Raw genomic sequence first — 13,535 nt, forward strand, 5'->3', positions numbered from 1 at the left:
GCCACCGTCATCTTTGTTGTTTTTATGATGTATCGATCGTATTTTTTATGCTTTAACTTTCTTTATGCTTTCTTTCATGATCAGGCGAGTGATCAAGCAGAATTAGACTTGGTCAAAATCCAATACAACCTTCTTCGACACAGGGTAAGACTGACAAGAAAGCACATAACCCGCTTCCACTTCGTAGTCTTCAAGACCAATACTGATGTCCATGTCCACTTCGCCTTCAACGACCTTGCATTTACAGGTAGAACACACGCCTGCTCGACACGAAAACGGCAGATCTGCACCATGCTCGTTACCCGCATTAAGCAAGTTTTCAGTATTCTGTTTCAGGTCAAAGCTCATTGCATGACCATCACGAATGACGGTAATTTCCGACATATCTGCATTGGCAGCAGCTTGTGCACGCTGCTCTCGTTTGCGCTCATTACCTGCCGCGGCAAACAGTTCAAAATGGATGTTTTCTTCTGGTGTACCAGACTCTTTTAATATGTCTCTAACCGTTTCCGTCATGGATTGAGGCCCGCAAATAAACGCCCCTGCCAATGTCTTCACATTCACCCAACGTTCAAACAAAGCGCGACATTTCTCTTCATCAATATGACCGTTGTACAAATCGATATCTTGCTGTTCACGACTCAAGACGAAAATCAGATTCAAACGATCCATATAAGTGTTTTTTAGATCGGCAAGTTGATCTCGGAACATGGTGGAAGAAGTAGAACGATTACCATATAAAAGCGTGACTTTACTGTACGGCTCAGTGGCTAAAGTCGTTTTTGCAATAGACAGAATTGGGGTAATCCCACTGCCTGCGGCAACCAATAAATAGTCACCATGACGGGAAGGATCAAGTTCTGAATAAAAGTGCCCTAGCGGTGGCATTACCTCAAGAACATCACCAACCTTAATCGAATCATTAGCAAAGGTAGAAAAAAGCCCATCAGGCACACGCTTTATTGCGACTCGCATTTCATTGTCTTGAACGCCACTGCAAATAGAATAAGAACGACGTACTTCTTGGCCATCAATTTGAGTACGCAGTGTCAAAAATTGACCTTGTTTGAATTGATAGCTCTGCGCTAAATCCTCTGGGATATCAAAAGCGAGCGAAATAGAATCACGAGTTTCACGACGTAAATCTGAAACGGTAAGTGAGTGAAATTGATTCATCTGTGTCTCCACGGCCACGTTATTTTTATCTATGGCTCAAATGCATTTAAAATAATCAAACGGTTCTAAACAGGACTTACACCGATACAAGGATTTGCAGGCTGTCGAGCCGAATTCACTTAATTGCTCAGTGTCTTCACTACCACAATTTGGACATTCAACTTGTGTAATTCCCGACAACAAAGAGCGCTTGCTTGAGCTACCAACTGGAGGCGCAATCCCGTAGGCTTTAAGGCGACTTCGACCCTGTTCGGTAATCCAATCGGTTGTCCAAGCTGGATCTAAACGCTGCGATACTTTAGGGTGTGAAAAACCTGCATCTTGCAGCGCATCACGTATCGACGTTTCGATATATTCTGTCGCAGGACAACCTGAATACGTTGGTGTCACCACTACATAAAGATGTCCATCCGCCCAACTGACGTCTCGAACAATACCAAGATCCATCACACTCACCACAGGTACTTCAGGGTCCATGACGTCTTCCAGCACGCTATATGCTTGCTGGATATCGGCCTCGCCCCCTGAACGACCTTGTTGGTCGGTGGTAATTAACTCACCAGCTTGCATCGGGATAAGCTCGTTGTAAGAACTGCATTTCTGCCAATAAAGTCCCCAAATGTTCTGAATGCATACCTGTTCGAGCACTCAAATAGAAAGTACTTGGCGCATCAGGAACCGTTAACGTCGCTTTAGCGAATACTTCGTTTACTGTCGCCAGCCATTGTTCCGGCAATTCGGTAAGCGCCGGAATATGTCCTGATTCAGACAGAGCCAATTCAGCGTCATTTTTTTCAACCAGTTCAAAGGTAAAACGCCAAACGATATCTACTGCTTTTTCCATGCGTTGATGGCTTTCTTCGGTACCGTCACCTAAACGTTCAACCCATTGAGATGAGCGACGCAAATGGTAAGTCACTTCTTTTAAAGACTTCGCTGCAATCGCCGCAATACGTTCATCCTTTGCACCTTTTAGCATCGTAAGCAGGTGAAACTGCCAAGCGTCATAGAAAAACTGCTTCGTCATAGTGACGGCAAAATCGCCATTAGGCTGTTCTACCAATAGCAAATTACGAAACGCACGCTCATCACGGCGAAATGCTAACGTATCGGCATCTGTACCATCGTTAATTCGCTCGGCGGCGTATTCATACCAATTGCGAGCCTGACCGACTAAGTCAAGACCGACGTTCATCATGCCCATTTCTTCTTCAAGAGCTGGAGCACGACCTGTCCACTCACAAAGGCGCTGAGCATGAATCAAGGCACTGTCGCCAAGACGCAATAAGAATTCGGTTAATTCATCGTATTTAGTCATAACCACCTCACATATGCCCTACTTCATCAGGCAGCTCATAAAAGCTGGCATGACGATAGACTTTGTCTTCTGATGGATCGAATAAAGGCTCTTTCTCATCACTCGCGGTTGCTGTGATTGATGCAGATGGCACAACCCAAATACTCACGCCTTCATTTCGACGCGTGTAAAGGTCTCTGGCATTTTCGATGGCCATTTCGGCATCCACTGCATGAACACTGCCAACATGCTTGTGATTTAGGCCGTGTTTACTACGGATAAATACTTCAAAAAGTGTCCATTCAGACATGGGAGATACCTCAAAATTAGTTAGGCAGCAGCCTGTTGTTTTTGTTTTTTGTTTGCATGGGCTACCGCCGCTTCACGTACCCAAGCTCCATCTTGAATCGCATTTCGACGCGTTTCCAAACGCTCTCGATTACAAGGGCCATTGCCTTTGAGAACCTCGTAGAATTCTTCCCACTGAATCTCACCAAAGTCGTAGTGACCACGTTCTTCATTCCATTTCAAATCAGGGTCTGGAACTGTGCAGCCTAATAGCTCTAGCTGCGGAATGGTTTGGTCAATAAAGCGTTGACGCAATTCGTCATTGGTATGGCGTTTGATTTTCCATGCCATAGATTGAGCCGAGTTAGGAGACTCTGCATCACTTGGGCCAAACATCATCAATGACGGCCACCACAAGCGATTGATGGCATCCTGCACCATGTCTTTTTGTGCTTGGATGCCATGGCGCATCATGTGCAAAAGAATTTCGTAGCCTTGGCGTTGATGAAAGCTTTCTTCTTTACAGACTCGGATCATGGCGCGGGAATAAGGACCGTAAGAGGTACGCTGAAGGGGTACCTGATTGACAATCGCAGCACCATCAACCAACCAACCAACAGCGCCCATATCGGCCCAATTAAGTGTTGGGTAGTTAAAGATACTCGAATACTTAGCACGGCCGGAATGAAGCTTTTCAATCTCTTCATCGCGATCGGCACCGAGCGTTTCCATCGCGCTATACAGATACAAACCATGGCCCGCTTCATCCTGAATTTTGGCCATAAGTTGCAACTTACGTTTCAAGGTTGGCGCGCGGGTCACCCAATTACCTTCTGGCAACATACCCACAATTTCAGAATGAGCATGCTGGGAAATTTGACGGATCAAGGTTTTGCGATAGTTATCTGGCATCCAGTTTTTAGCCTCGATTTTAATCTCGGCATCAATTTTTTCCTGAAATGCCCTTTCTTCTGGCCCCATTTCAGCTAGGGATTTTATTGCTTTCGTCCCTGTTTCAACCTGTTGTGCGTACATGAGAACATCTCCAATATCGTAGAAATAAGTCAGCTTCTTTATAAAAGAATAGACTAATGATACATAAATTCAAGTTAATTTTTAATTTTATGTATCATTTAATATTCTAATTTTTTGGCAACAGAAAATCCTAGCCCCTTAAAACAAGAGGCTACTCTTTATCAAATAGAAAGATTAATTAAACGGAAATTCGTTCGTCGTAGACGTGTTTAGCCTTGCCCTCTGAACGAGCTATGCTGCCTATTTCTCTGAGCTTAACGTTAATGCTGATCCCTATAGACGACTTCACATGATGACGCAATTCATTAATGGCACCATTGATTTTTTGCTCATCAAAACCAGCACAATCAGGACGCAGCTCAACATGCACATCCATACTATCCATATTACCTTTGCGATACAGATGTATTTCATAGTTTTCTGAAAAGTGATTTACTTTAATTACTTCTTCTTCAATCTGCGTTGGGAAAACGTTCACACCGCGAATAATCATCATGTCGTCGCTACGGCCAGTAATTTTATCGATGCGGCGCATACGGCGAGCGGTTCCCGGTAATAATCGAGTTAAATCCCGCGTACGGTAACGAATCATTGGCAAGGCTTCTTTACTTAGGCTGGTAAACACCAACTCTCCCATCTCACCATCTGGCAGCACATCACCAGTATTCGGATCGACAATTTCAGGATAGAAGTGATCTTCCCATACCGTAGGTCCATCCTGACTTTCTGCGCATTCCATCGCCACACCAGGCCCCATGATTTCAGACAAACCATAAATATCCATGGCACGAATACCTGCTCGCTCTTCTACTGAGCGACGTAATTCTTGTGTCCACGGCTCTGCACCAAAAATACCTAAACGCAACTTAAGCCCAAGCGGATCGATGCCTTGTTTTTCCATTTCATCTAACAAATTCAACATATAGGATGGCGTCACCATAATAATGTCAGGCTGAAAATCTTGAATCAGACGCACTTGCTTTTCAGTTTGCCCACCAGACATTGGAATAACCGTACAACCAAGACGTTCGGCGCCATAATGTGCACCCAAGCCGCCAGTAAACAGGCCGTAACCATAAGCATTATGTAGCATATCGCCTTTGCGCCCGCCCGCAGCACGGATCGAACGAGCCACGATGTTGGCCCAATTATCGATATCATTTTGGGTGTATCCAACGACCGTTGGCTTACCGGTCGTTCCACTTGATGCATGAAGGCGAACCACTTGATTCATCGGTGTCGCAAACATACCGTACGGATAGTTATCTCGTAGGTCCGATTTTGTAGTGAAAGGAAGTTTGGCAAGATCGTCCAACGTTTTAATATCATCTGGGTGCAACCCTAACTGATCAAAACGCTGCTTATACATAGGAACATTGCTATAAGCGTGATTGACTGTCCACTGCAAACGCTCTAATTGATGAGCTCGCAACTCATCAATACTGGCTGTTTCCATTGGGTCAAGTTGATCTGGATTAAACCGACTACGAATATCCATTGCTGCGCTCTCTCTTTTATTATTTTTAGAATTTAGTATTCATGGCTGTATTATTTTTTGGTAACACAACCTTATTATTTTGACTGCTAGGTAAATTGAAACCGTTTTACGACTACAACGCGACGCATGACGCCCCACAACGTCACGACAGCCCACGACGTTACGAGCGAAGCCAAGACAAGGCAAAAACAGACGAAAAAGCAGAGTTTATGGGTTATAAATGAGCATTTTGAGTCTGTTTTTAACACAGTATTGGCGAGCACAGTAGTCGTTAATCAAGTCGCTCAATCACCATTGCTATACCCTGACCCACACCAATACACATAGTGCACAAGGCATACCGCTTATTCTTAATTTCCAATTCATTTAACGCGGTGGTAATCAATCGTGCACCACTCATCCCTAATGGATGACCTAATGCAATGGCACCGCCATTTGGGTTAACTCGAGCATCGTCATCTGCTAAACCAAGCTCGCGCAATACCGCCAAACCTTGTGACGCAAAGGCTTCATTTAATTCAATAACATCCATATCCTCTAAGGTAAGACCCACTTGCTCAAGTACCTTTTTAGACGCTGGAGCAGGACCAATTCCCATAATACGCGGCTCAACACCTGCCGCCGCCATACCCAATACTCGCCCACGCGCTTTTAAACCATATGTCGCTGCAGCTTCTTCGCTTGCCAACAACAAGGCACAAGCGCCGTCGTTAACGCCAGACGCATTACCTGCTGTAACCGATCCTTTGCCATCGCGACGAAAAGGCGTAGCAAGATTCGACAACGTTTCCAAACTGGTGTCTGCACGAGGATGTTCATCCTGACTAACCACGACTGGATCGCCTTTACGTTGCGGAATCACAACTGGGATAATCTCTTTCGATAGACGTCCATTTTCTTGAGCAACAGCGGTTTTCTGCTGGCTACGCAAAGCGAATAGATCTTGATCTGCGCGGGAAATATTAAACTCTTCCGCCACATTTTCAGCGGTTTCGGGCATAGAATGTACGCCAAACTGATCTGCCATCAGTTTATTCACAAAACGCCAGCCGATCGTCGTGTCATACATATCCGCTTGGCGGGAAAAAGCCTGATCTGCTTTTCCCAATACGAATGGCGCTCGTGACATAGACTCAACACCACCCGCAATCATCAACCCCGCTTCACCAGCACGAATAGTTCTAGCTGCCAAGCCAACCGCATCCATACCAGAACCACACAAACGATTGATCGTCGAACCTGGCACACTATGAGGAAGCCCTGATAACAAAGAAGACATTCGAGCCACATTGCGATTATCTTCACCCGCTTGGTTCGCACAGCCATACAAGACATCATCTACTTTTGACCAATCAACCGTCGGGTTTCGATCCATTAGAGATTTAATTGGAATAGCACCCAAATCGTCTGCCCTGACTTTAGAAAGCGCGCCACCGTAACGTCCAATCGGCGTACGGATAGCATCAATAATAAGAGCATCAGTCATTTACGTTCTCCTGTGAAAGTATCTCGCCTTTAACGCGGTAAGATTTGCCGTGAAATATAGCGATCAATTGATCTTGTTGGTTATGAATCTCTACGTCGTAGTTTCCCGTACGTCCACCACGACTTTTCTCACGGCAACTTGCGGTCAGCACATCACCTTGATAAGCAGGTGCGACGTAATCAATAGAACAACCAAGCGCAACAGTCGGTTGGTTGTAGGTATTACAGGCAAACGCAAAAGCCGAATCGGCCAAGGTAAACATATAGCCGCCGTGGCAAGTTTTATGCCCTTGCAACATAAAGTCTTGCACTGTCATGCGAACTTGCGACTGACCCGGCGCAGAAAATAGCAACTCAATACCTAAATGCTGAGTGGCGACATCTCGCTCATACAAAGCTTGCGCGCAACGCTCAGCAAGCTGCACTTTCATCTGTTCTTCAGTAAAGTTATTGGACATGAAAGCTTCCTTCTAACATAGCGATACGACGAATTAACAAAGAAGGACGGTAACGGTCCTCACCATATGACAGCTGCAAGTTACGCAACACCATTTCCACATCAGCAACGCCAATAGAATCAGCCCACGCTAATGGACCTTTTGGGTAGTTCAGGCCAAAACACATGGCCGTATCGACACCTTCTGCCGTTGCGACGCCCTGCAAAACCGCATCAGCGGCCTCGTTCGCCAACATAGCGACCGTTCGCATCACAACCAAGGCCGGCGAATCCGCTACTTCACTTACCTTAATGCTAAGCAGATCAAGACACTGAACAACGTCATTAAACGCAGCTTCGGATGTCGATGCCGAACGACTCAATGCAAGATGAGCTGCACTCTGATAATCCAGCGCCAAGTCCACCAAAACAAGATCGCTTAACAGCTCATCTTTAGCGCGCTCACACGCCATACGTCCGTCGGTTAACGCCAGCAAGGCTCTGCCAATTTTTAGATAGCCTTTCGCCAATCCAGATACTTGTGTTACTTGAACACCAGCCTGAGACAAACGCTCAACCAATCCGGCTAGATGACCAACATCTTCAGATACTTCACACTTGATAGTATTCACATCACTAGAGGATAAGACAGAGACGACTTGAGCCTCAGGCTTTTCGGCACCCTCTTGATAAGAATAAAAACCTTGGCCGGTTTTCCGCCCTAAAAAGCCAGCATCTACTAAGTCTTTTTGAATCAAAGAAGGCTGAAAGCGAAAATCGCCATAATAAGCATCGAATACAGAACAGGTAACCGCATAATTCACGTCGTGACCAATCATGTCCGTCAGCTCGAACGCCCCCATTCGGAAGCCACCCGCCCCTTTCAACAAAGTATCCAAGGTCACACAATCCGCAACCTGCTCTTGTCTTAAACGAAAACTCTCAGCGTAAAAAGGACGTGCTACTCGATTAACAATAAAACCCGGAGTAGAAGCGGCATAAACAGGCTTTTTCCCCCAATTCAACGCGGTTTCATAAACACAGGTCGCCACATCAGAATCGGTTGCCAAACCAGACACCACTTCAACCAACTTCATAATCGGAGCCGGATTAAAGAAATGCATGCCAACCATACGTGCTGGATATTTCATTCCAGCCGCTAAACGAGTAACAGAAATAGAAGAGGTATTACTGGCTAAAATGCAGTCTGCGGCGCAAACCGATTCTAACGTATCAAAAATGACTTTCTTGACGTCGATGTTTTCAACGATGGCTTCCACTACCAACCCAGCATCAGACAAATCATCCAGCGAGTTTGCCACTGACAAGCGAGCTAATATTTGTTGCACTTGCTCAGAAGTAAACTTGTTGCGCTCTACCAATTTAGCCATCTGCTTCGCCATTGCATCGATAGCAGTTTGAGCAACACCTTCTCGATTGTCATAAAGCTTAACTTGATGACCCGCTTGGGCAGCTACCTGAGCAATCCCAGCTCCCATTGCGCCAGCACCAATCACCCCAACAACCGCACTTTGCTTCAAGGCTAGCATGATTATTCTCCCTTAAATTCTGGAGTACGTTTCTCCATAAAGGCTTTTACGCCTTCACGGTAATCCTGCGTCTGACCCGCCATTCGCTGTAAATCACGCTCAACATCTAGTTGAGTATTAAAATCGTGATCAAAACTTTGATTGAGTGCACGCTTAACAAAAGACAAACCTTTGGTTGGTTGAGTTGCCAGACGACGCGCCAACGACATCGCCTCTTCGCGCAAACTTTCATCGTCTACGACTTTATAAATCATCCCCCACTCTAGCGCTTTTTCCGCCATAAGTGGTTCTCCTAACAAGGCCAACTCTTTGGCTCTTGCCATACCGATCAAGCGTGGTAAAAACCAGGTTCCACCTGAGTCAGGTATTAAACCGATCTTACAAAAAGCCTGAATAAATTTGGCAGAACGCGCCGCAATAACCAGGTCGCACGCCAAAGGAATATTCGCCCCAGCACCTGCCGCCACACCATTAACAGCACATATCACTGGCATCGGAAAAGCCTGTAACTGTTTAATCAGTGGATTGTAAAAACGTTCTATTGAAATACCCAGATCAGGTGACGCGGCATTAGGATCAACATTACGATCAGACAAATCTTGCCCAGCACAGAAACCTCGCCCCTCAGCCGTTAAAACCAGCGCCCTAACCTGTTTATCTTTTAGAGCGGACTTTAGTGCTTGCTGTACTTCAAGGTGCATGACTTCATTAAAGCTATTAAGCGCCTTGGGGCGATTTAAGCTCAGTAATGCCACACCAGAATCAACCGAATATAGAATGTGTTCGAAGCTCATTTACTATTGCCTCTCTAAAAATTGAAAAATAACGCCAGAAAATTAGCGACCAGAAAAGTTGGGCTGACGTTTTTCTTTAAACGCCATAATCCCTTCTTTCCTATCTTCAGTACCTGCCAGCACAGTAAAAGCATGGCGTTCAAAACGCAGGCCTGTTGCTAAGTCAGTATCCATGCCTTTTAGAATGGATTCTTTTGCTAAGCGCACAGCAAGACTGCCTTTACTCGCAATGACTTTCGCCAAAGCCAAAGCTCTGGTAACAGTAAGTTCAGGTTGGGTTATTTCACTGATGAGACCAGCATCTTTTGCCTGCTGGGCATTGATAGGTTGACCGGTAAGCACCATTTGCATGGTGAGAGATTTACCAACAGCGCGTAACAGACGTTGGGTTCCGCCTGCTCCAGGCATGATACCTAGATTGATTTCAGGTTGACCAAATTGCGCATCACGACCAGCAATAAGAATATCCGCATGCATGGCCAACTCGCAACCGCCACCCAAACAGTAACCATTAATGGCTGCAATAACGGGTTTAGAGAAACGCGTTATACGCTGCCAATATTGCTGACGCGGATCATTCAGCATACCAACGAGATCACGTTCTGCCATCTCATTAATATCCGCTCCAGCGGCAAAAGCCTTCGAACTGCCAGTCAGCACCAAGACTCGAATATCACTCGATGCTTCAACGCCATCCATGACATCGCATAATTCCGCCAATAACTCTGTGGTTAGAGCGTTCAGTGCTTCGGGACGGTTCAACTGCACCAACTGAACCCCATCTTCGACCTGATGCACTACCAATGATTGGTAATTTTTAATTGTCATTTGATTCAAACACTCGATCTTATTGTTATTAGTTCGTTCCACTAAACACGCCACAGCAAGCTTAGTAGCACTTCTTTTAATATAAAGATGAATCATAATTAGATACAAAACAAGATAGAATTTATTTTTTTTTGTATCCTTTTAACTTACGACTCAACCGACAATCTAAAAATAGACAAAAAAATATAATAAATTCATACAGATAGTGACATTAAAAAGATTTTCGCATTCGATAAAACAAAAATAAATCTTGATAATTTTCGATTTTCACGTAAAAAAACGAAAGAATTTAAAACATATCGACACAAAATAATCTAAAATTGAAGAAATAAAGAACCAAATAAAAAAGGAAAAAACATGCCTTACTACAAAATTGATGGTGTCACCCCAGTGGTACATCCAAGCGCATACGTACACCCAACCGCGACGCTGATTGGCGACGTCATCATTGGAGAAGGCTGTTATGTTGGTCCAGGAGCCTGTTTAAGAGGGGATTTTGGGCGCATTACTATGGAAGAAGAGTCAAACATCCAAGACAACTGTGTTGTCCATGGCTTTTCCGACAGCCATACCATCATTCGCAAACATGGACACATTGGTCATGGTGCTGTTTTACATGGCTGTGTTGTTGGAGAAGATGCTCTGATTGGTATGAACAGCGTTGTCATGGATTACGCTGAAATCGGCGAAGGTTCAATCATTGCTGCATCCTCATTTATAAAGAATCGCTTTACTTGTCCACCTAGATCTCTGGTGATGGGCTCGCCAGGAAAAATCGTTCGATCCGTCACAGATGACGAATTAAAATGGAAGCAAACAGGCACACGAGAATACATAGAACTCTCGAAAAGATGCCTCACCTCTATGGTTGAATGCATTCCACTCAATGTCATAGAAGAAGATAGACCAACACTGCAAAGTCGGTCACATCAGCCAAAAGGCTAGTACATTCCATGTTGCAATGCACTTAGTCTACCCTTTTAAGACTATTCCACTTTACTAAGCCGGACAGGTTTAAGAGAATGACCTCTGGCTTAACTCACTGGATCACCAGTCACCAATGAACAGAATTAATACTTTAGATACTTTAATCACTCGTTTTCAACAGCAAAAACCCATTCGAGCATCATCTCTCGTCATCACTTTATACGGTGATACGATTGAACCTCATGGCGGAACCGTTTGGCTAGGCAGTTTAATCAAGCTGCTTGAACCAATGGGCATCAACGAACGATTAATGAGAACCACCATCTTTCGTTTGACTCAGGATGGCTGGCTGACCAGTGACAAGGTGGGAAGAAAAAGTTACTACAGCTTAACAGGTTCTGGTCGACGTAAGTTTGAACAAGCTTTCCGACGCGTGTACAGCGCCAACCAAACCGTATGGGATGGTTCTTGGTGTTTAATCATGACACAACAATTGTCTGCCGAGGAAAGAAAGCAGCTACTAGACGATCTCAACTGGCAAGGTTTTGGCGTACTAACTGGTCAGCTTATTGGTAGTCCAAACACCAATCTAAGTGACATAAATACCGTCTTAGCCTCATCTGGTTTACAAAGCAAAGTCATTATATTTAAAACACATCAACAAGAAGAGCTAGCAGGAAGACAGATTCGAATGCTAGTAAGAGACTGTTGGGAACTCGATAAACTTGGCGCTCACTACCAAGAATTCATCAACCTGTTTCGCCCTGTATGGCAAGAACTGGATGAAAAAGACAATCTCGACCCTGAATCCTGCTTCCTGACTCGCACTCTGTTAATCCATGAATACAGAAAGCTCTTGCTGCGAGATCCTCAGCTACCTGAAGAGCTCCTACCGGGAGACTGGGAAGGCAGAGCCGCAAGACAGCTATGTCGAAACATTTACCGCAAAGTCACCCCAGCTGCAGAACACTGGCTAGGGAAAAACCTAGAATCCGCAGATGGGCCACTTCCAGAAGCTTCACAAGCTTTTTATCAAAGATTTGGCGGATTGAACTAGTCATACAAGCTAACGCACGACGCTTTTGATCTAGGCAACAAGCTTTATAAATCATATGTAGTTTCTTCAAGAAGTCTCTATGAGTTATAAAGCTTATTTCACCACACAATGAACTCAAACCATATAGAAGATCAAGCAGACTCTCTAATAATCAATCGACCGTCCAGCTTGATATGACTCTCTATTTCATCTGAAATGATACCTATTAAGCTCATAATCATATCAATAGCACATTTACCTATGTTTTCTACATCCTGTTCAACCGTCGTTAATGGTGGACAAGTAAATTTACTCAAAGGCTGATTATCATGGCCTGATATTGAAATACTCAAGGAATTTTGATCCTTAAATGTTATCAAACCTTCTGAAAACATTGCTGAAATAACCCCAAATGCCACCCGATCATTGGCACATATAATGGCATCACCATCCAATTGATTAGATCTAATCATGCGTAAAGCTTCTTCTCGCGCCCACTCTTCAAAATCCCAGCGCAAACTTTGCCCAACAGGAAGGACGATAGGCGACTCATCACTTGCTTTCATCGTGTCGAGGTACACGTCCAAACGTTCCTGAGCATTACTATTTACATTCGGCATAGGGAAAAAAGCGGGATGTCGCCCCGCCCCAAGCATGTAATCTGTAATAAGACCAATTGTTTGCCTATTGTTATTTCTGACGCTGTAATTGGCTCCTTCAAAAACAGCATCAATAAACACCAAAGGCAACTCCATCTGGATTCTATGAAGCTTTTTTTCAACTTGTCGAATCCCGGATGGCGCATAGCAAATTCCAGCCACTTTCACCGAAAGAAAGTTTTCAATAGCCTTCGACTCAAGAGCAGGATCACCATAAGAACACTCAATCATCACTGAGTAGCCATAAACCAACGCGTTCATGGCAATCGAGCGTACAATAGAGGCATAAAAAGGATCCCCTAAAGAAGGAATTAACACCCCTATTATCTTCGAATCTTTACGCATTAAGCGCGACGCTAAAAGATTTGGACGGTAATCCACTTCTTTTAGCATTGCCTCAATTTTCATTCTTGATCGAGGACTAACGGCATCTTTTTTTTCAAAATATTTAGAGGCCGTAGGACGAGATACTCCAGCTAGCGCAGCAAACTCTTCCATTGTATTAACTTTTTTCAATCAAAAGTCC

General features: G+C 44.5%; 14 protein-coding genes. 2 read left to right on the forward strand and 12 right to left on the reverse strand.

What is annotated here, in order from left to right:
* Positions 1–102 precede the first annotated feature (102 nt).
* From paaE to paaF, 11 genes are all read right to left on the reverse strand, one after another.
* Positions 103–1,176 (reverse strand): 1,2-phenylacetyl-CoA epoxidase subunit PaaE, encoded by a 1,074-nt coding sequence (paaE, locus tag CCS02_RS08560; RefSeq protein ID WP_100636351.1) that lies wholly within the window; start codon positions 1,174–1,176, stop codon positions 103–105.
* Between the two features lie 36 nt (positions 1,177–1,212).
* Positions 1,213–1,746, reverse strand: coding sequence for a 1,2-phenylacetyl-CoA epoxidase subunit PaaD (gene paaD, locus CCS02_RS08565; RefSeq protein ID WP_100636352.1), 534 nt, complete (start codon positions 1,744–1,746; stop codon positions 1,213–1,215).
* Positions 1,733–2,494, reverse strand: a complete 762-nt coding sequence (paaC, locus tag CCS02_RS08570; RefSeq protein ID WP_100636405.1) for a 1,2-phenylacetyl-CoA epoxidase subunit PaaC — start codon at positions 2,492–2,494, stop codon at positions 1,733–1,735. Before paaC ends, paaD begins: the two co-directional genes overlap by 14 nt.
* Before the next feature lie 7 nt (positions 2,495–2,501).
* A complete protein-coding gene (gene paaB / locus CCS02_RS08575) occupies positions 2,502–2,783 on the reverse strand; it encodes a 1,2-phenylacetyl-CoA epoxidase subunit PaaB (RefSeq protein WP_072838264.1) in 282 nt (93 codons plus the stop codon).
* A gap of 20 nt (positions 2,784–2,803) precedes the next feature.
* On the reverse strand, positions 2,804–3,796 hold the full coding sequence (gene paaA, locus CCS02_RS08580) for a 1,2-phenylacetyl-CoA epoxidase subunit PaaA (protein WP_072838265.1): 993 nt from the start codon (positions 3,794–3,796) through the stop codon (positions 2,804–2,806).
* 178 nt (positions 3,797–3,974) lie between these two features.
* Positions 3,975–5,294: a phenylacetate--CoA ligase PaaK gene (gene paaK / locus CCS02_RS08585; RefSeq protein ID WP_072838266.1), complete on the reverse strand. Its 1,320-nt coding sequence runs from the start codon at positions 5,292–5,294 to the stop codon at positions 3,975–3,977.
* Positions 5,295–5,565: 271 nt separating this feature from the next.
* Positions 5,566–6,780: a 3-oxoadipyl-CoA thiolase gene (gene pcaF, locus CCS02_RS08590; protein WP_100186947.1), complete on the reverse strand. Its 1,215-nt coding sequence runs from the start codon at positions 6,778–6,780 to the stop codon at positions 5,566–5,568.
* Complete coding sequence (paaI, locus tag CCS02_RS08595; protein WP_100186948.1) at positions 6,773–7,237, reverse strand: hydroxyphenylacetyl-CoA thioesterase PaaI; 465 nt, start codon at positions 7,235–7,237, stop codon at positions 6,773–6,775. The genes pcaF and paaI overlap by 8 nt, the downstream gene beginning before the upstream one ends.
* Entirely contained in the window at positions 7,227–8,765 is a 1,539-nt protein-coding gene (paaH, locus tag CCS02_RS08600) for a 3-hydroxyacyl-CoA dehydrogenase PaaH (RefSeq protein ID WP_100636353.1), read from the reverse strand. The genes paaI and paaH overlap by 11 nt, the downstream gene beginning before the upstream one ends.
* A 2-nt stretch (positions 8,766–8,767) precedes the next feature.
* On the reverse strand, positions 8,768–9,559 hold the full coding sequence (gene paaG / locus CCS02_RS08605) for a 2-(1,2-epoxy-1,2-dihydrophenyl)acetyl-CoA isomerase PaaG (RefSeq protein WP_100636354.1): 792 nt from the start codon (positions 9,557–9,559) through the stop codon (positions 8,768–8,770).
* Between the two features lie 42 nt (positions 9,560–9,601).
* On the reverse strand, positions 9,602–10,387 hold the full coding sequence (gene paaF, locus CCS02_RS08610; protein WP_100636406.1) for a 2,3-dehydroadipyl-CoA hydratase PaaF: 786 nt from the start codon (positions 10,385–10,387) through the stop codon (positions 9,602–9,604).
* A 357-nt stretch (positions 10,388–10,744) separates the two neighbouring features.
* Between paaF and CCS02_RS08615 the strand changes: the two genes are divergently transcribed.
* Complete coding sequence (locus tag CCS02_RS08615; protein WP_012070783.1) at positions 10,745–11,332, forward strand: phenylacetic acid degradation protein PaaY; 588 nt, start codon at positions 10,745–10,747, stop codon at positions 11,330–11,332.
* 115 nt (positions 11,333–11,447) lie between these two features.
* Positions 11,448–12,371, forward strand: coding sequence for a phenylacetic acid degradation operon negative regulatory protein PaaX (paaX, locus tag CCS02_RS08620; protein WP_100636355.1), 924 nt, complete (start codon positions 11,448–11,450; stop codon positions 12,369–12,371).
* Positions 12,372–12,502: 131 nt separating this feature from the next.
* Here paaX and CCS02_RS08625 read toward each other — a convergent pair whose 3' ends face one another.
* Positions 12,503–13,525 (reverse strand): LacI family DNA-binding transcriptional regulator, encoded by a 1,023-nt coding sequence (locus CCS02_RS08625; protein WP_157807982.1) that lies wholly within the window; start codon positions 13,523–13,525, stop codon positions 12,503–12,505.
* Between the last annotated feature and the right edge of the window lie 10 nt (positions 13,526–13,535).

This window comes from Marinomonas sp. ef1 (genome assembly GCF_002806845.1).
GTDB lineage: Bacteria > Pseudomonadota > Gammaproteobacteria > Pseudomonadales > Marinomonadaceae > Marinomonas > Marinomonas polaris.

Excerpts from the sequence above, each read along its gene's own strand:
- CCS02_RS08615 (WP_012070783.1), top strand. The coding sequence starts at position 10,745 with ATGCCTTACTACAAAATTGATGGTGTCACCCCAGTGGTACATCCAAGC.
- pcaF (WP_100186947.1), bottom strand. The coding sequence starts at position 6,780 with ATGACTGATGCTCTTATTATTGATGCTATCCGTACGCCGATTGGACGT.
- paaA (WP_072838265.1), bottom strand. The coding sequence starts at position 3,796 with ATGTACGCACAACAGGTTGAAACAGGGACGAAAGCAATAAAATCCCTA.
- paaH (WP_100636353.1), bottom strand. The coding sequence starts at position 8,765 with ATGCTAGCCTTGAAGCAAAGTGCGGTTGTTGGGGTGATTGGTGCTGGC.
- paaF (WP_100636406.1), bottom strand. The coding sequence starts at position 10,387 with ATGACAATTAAAAATTACCAATCATTGGTAGTGCATCAGGTCGAAGAT.
- paaE (WP_100636351.1), bottom strand. The coding sequence starts at position 1,176 with ATGAATCAATTTCACTCACTTACCGTTTCAGATTTACGTCGTGAAACT.
- paaD (WP_100636352.1), bottom strand. The coding sequence starts at position 1,746 with ATGCAAGCTGGTGAGTTAATTACCACCGACCAACAAGGTCGTTCAGGG.
- paaB (WP_072838264.1), bottom strand. The coding sequence starts at position 2,783 with ATGTCTGAATGGACACTTTTTGAAGTATTTATCCGTAGTAAACACGGC.
- paaC (WP_100636405.1), bottom strand. The coding sequence starts at position 2,494 with ATGACTAAATACGATGAATTAACCGAATTCTTATTGCGTCTTGGCGAC.
- paaX (WP_100636355.1), top strand. The coding sequence starts at position 11,448 with ATGAACAGAATTAATACTTTAGATACTTTAATCACTCGTTTTCAACAG.
- paaI (WP_100186948.1), bottom strand. The coding sequence starts at position 7,237 with ATGTCCAATAACTTTACTGAAGAACAGATGAAAGTGCAGCTTGCTGAG.
- paaK (WP_072838266.1), bottom strand. The coding sequence starts at position 5,294 with ATGGATATTCGTAGTCGGTTTAATCCAGATCAACTTGACCCAATGGAA.
- paaG (WP_100636354.1), bottom strand. The coding sequence starts at position 9,559 with ATGAGCTTCGAACACATTCTATATTCGGTTGATTCTGGTGTGGCATTA.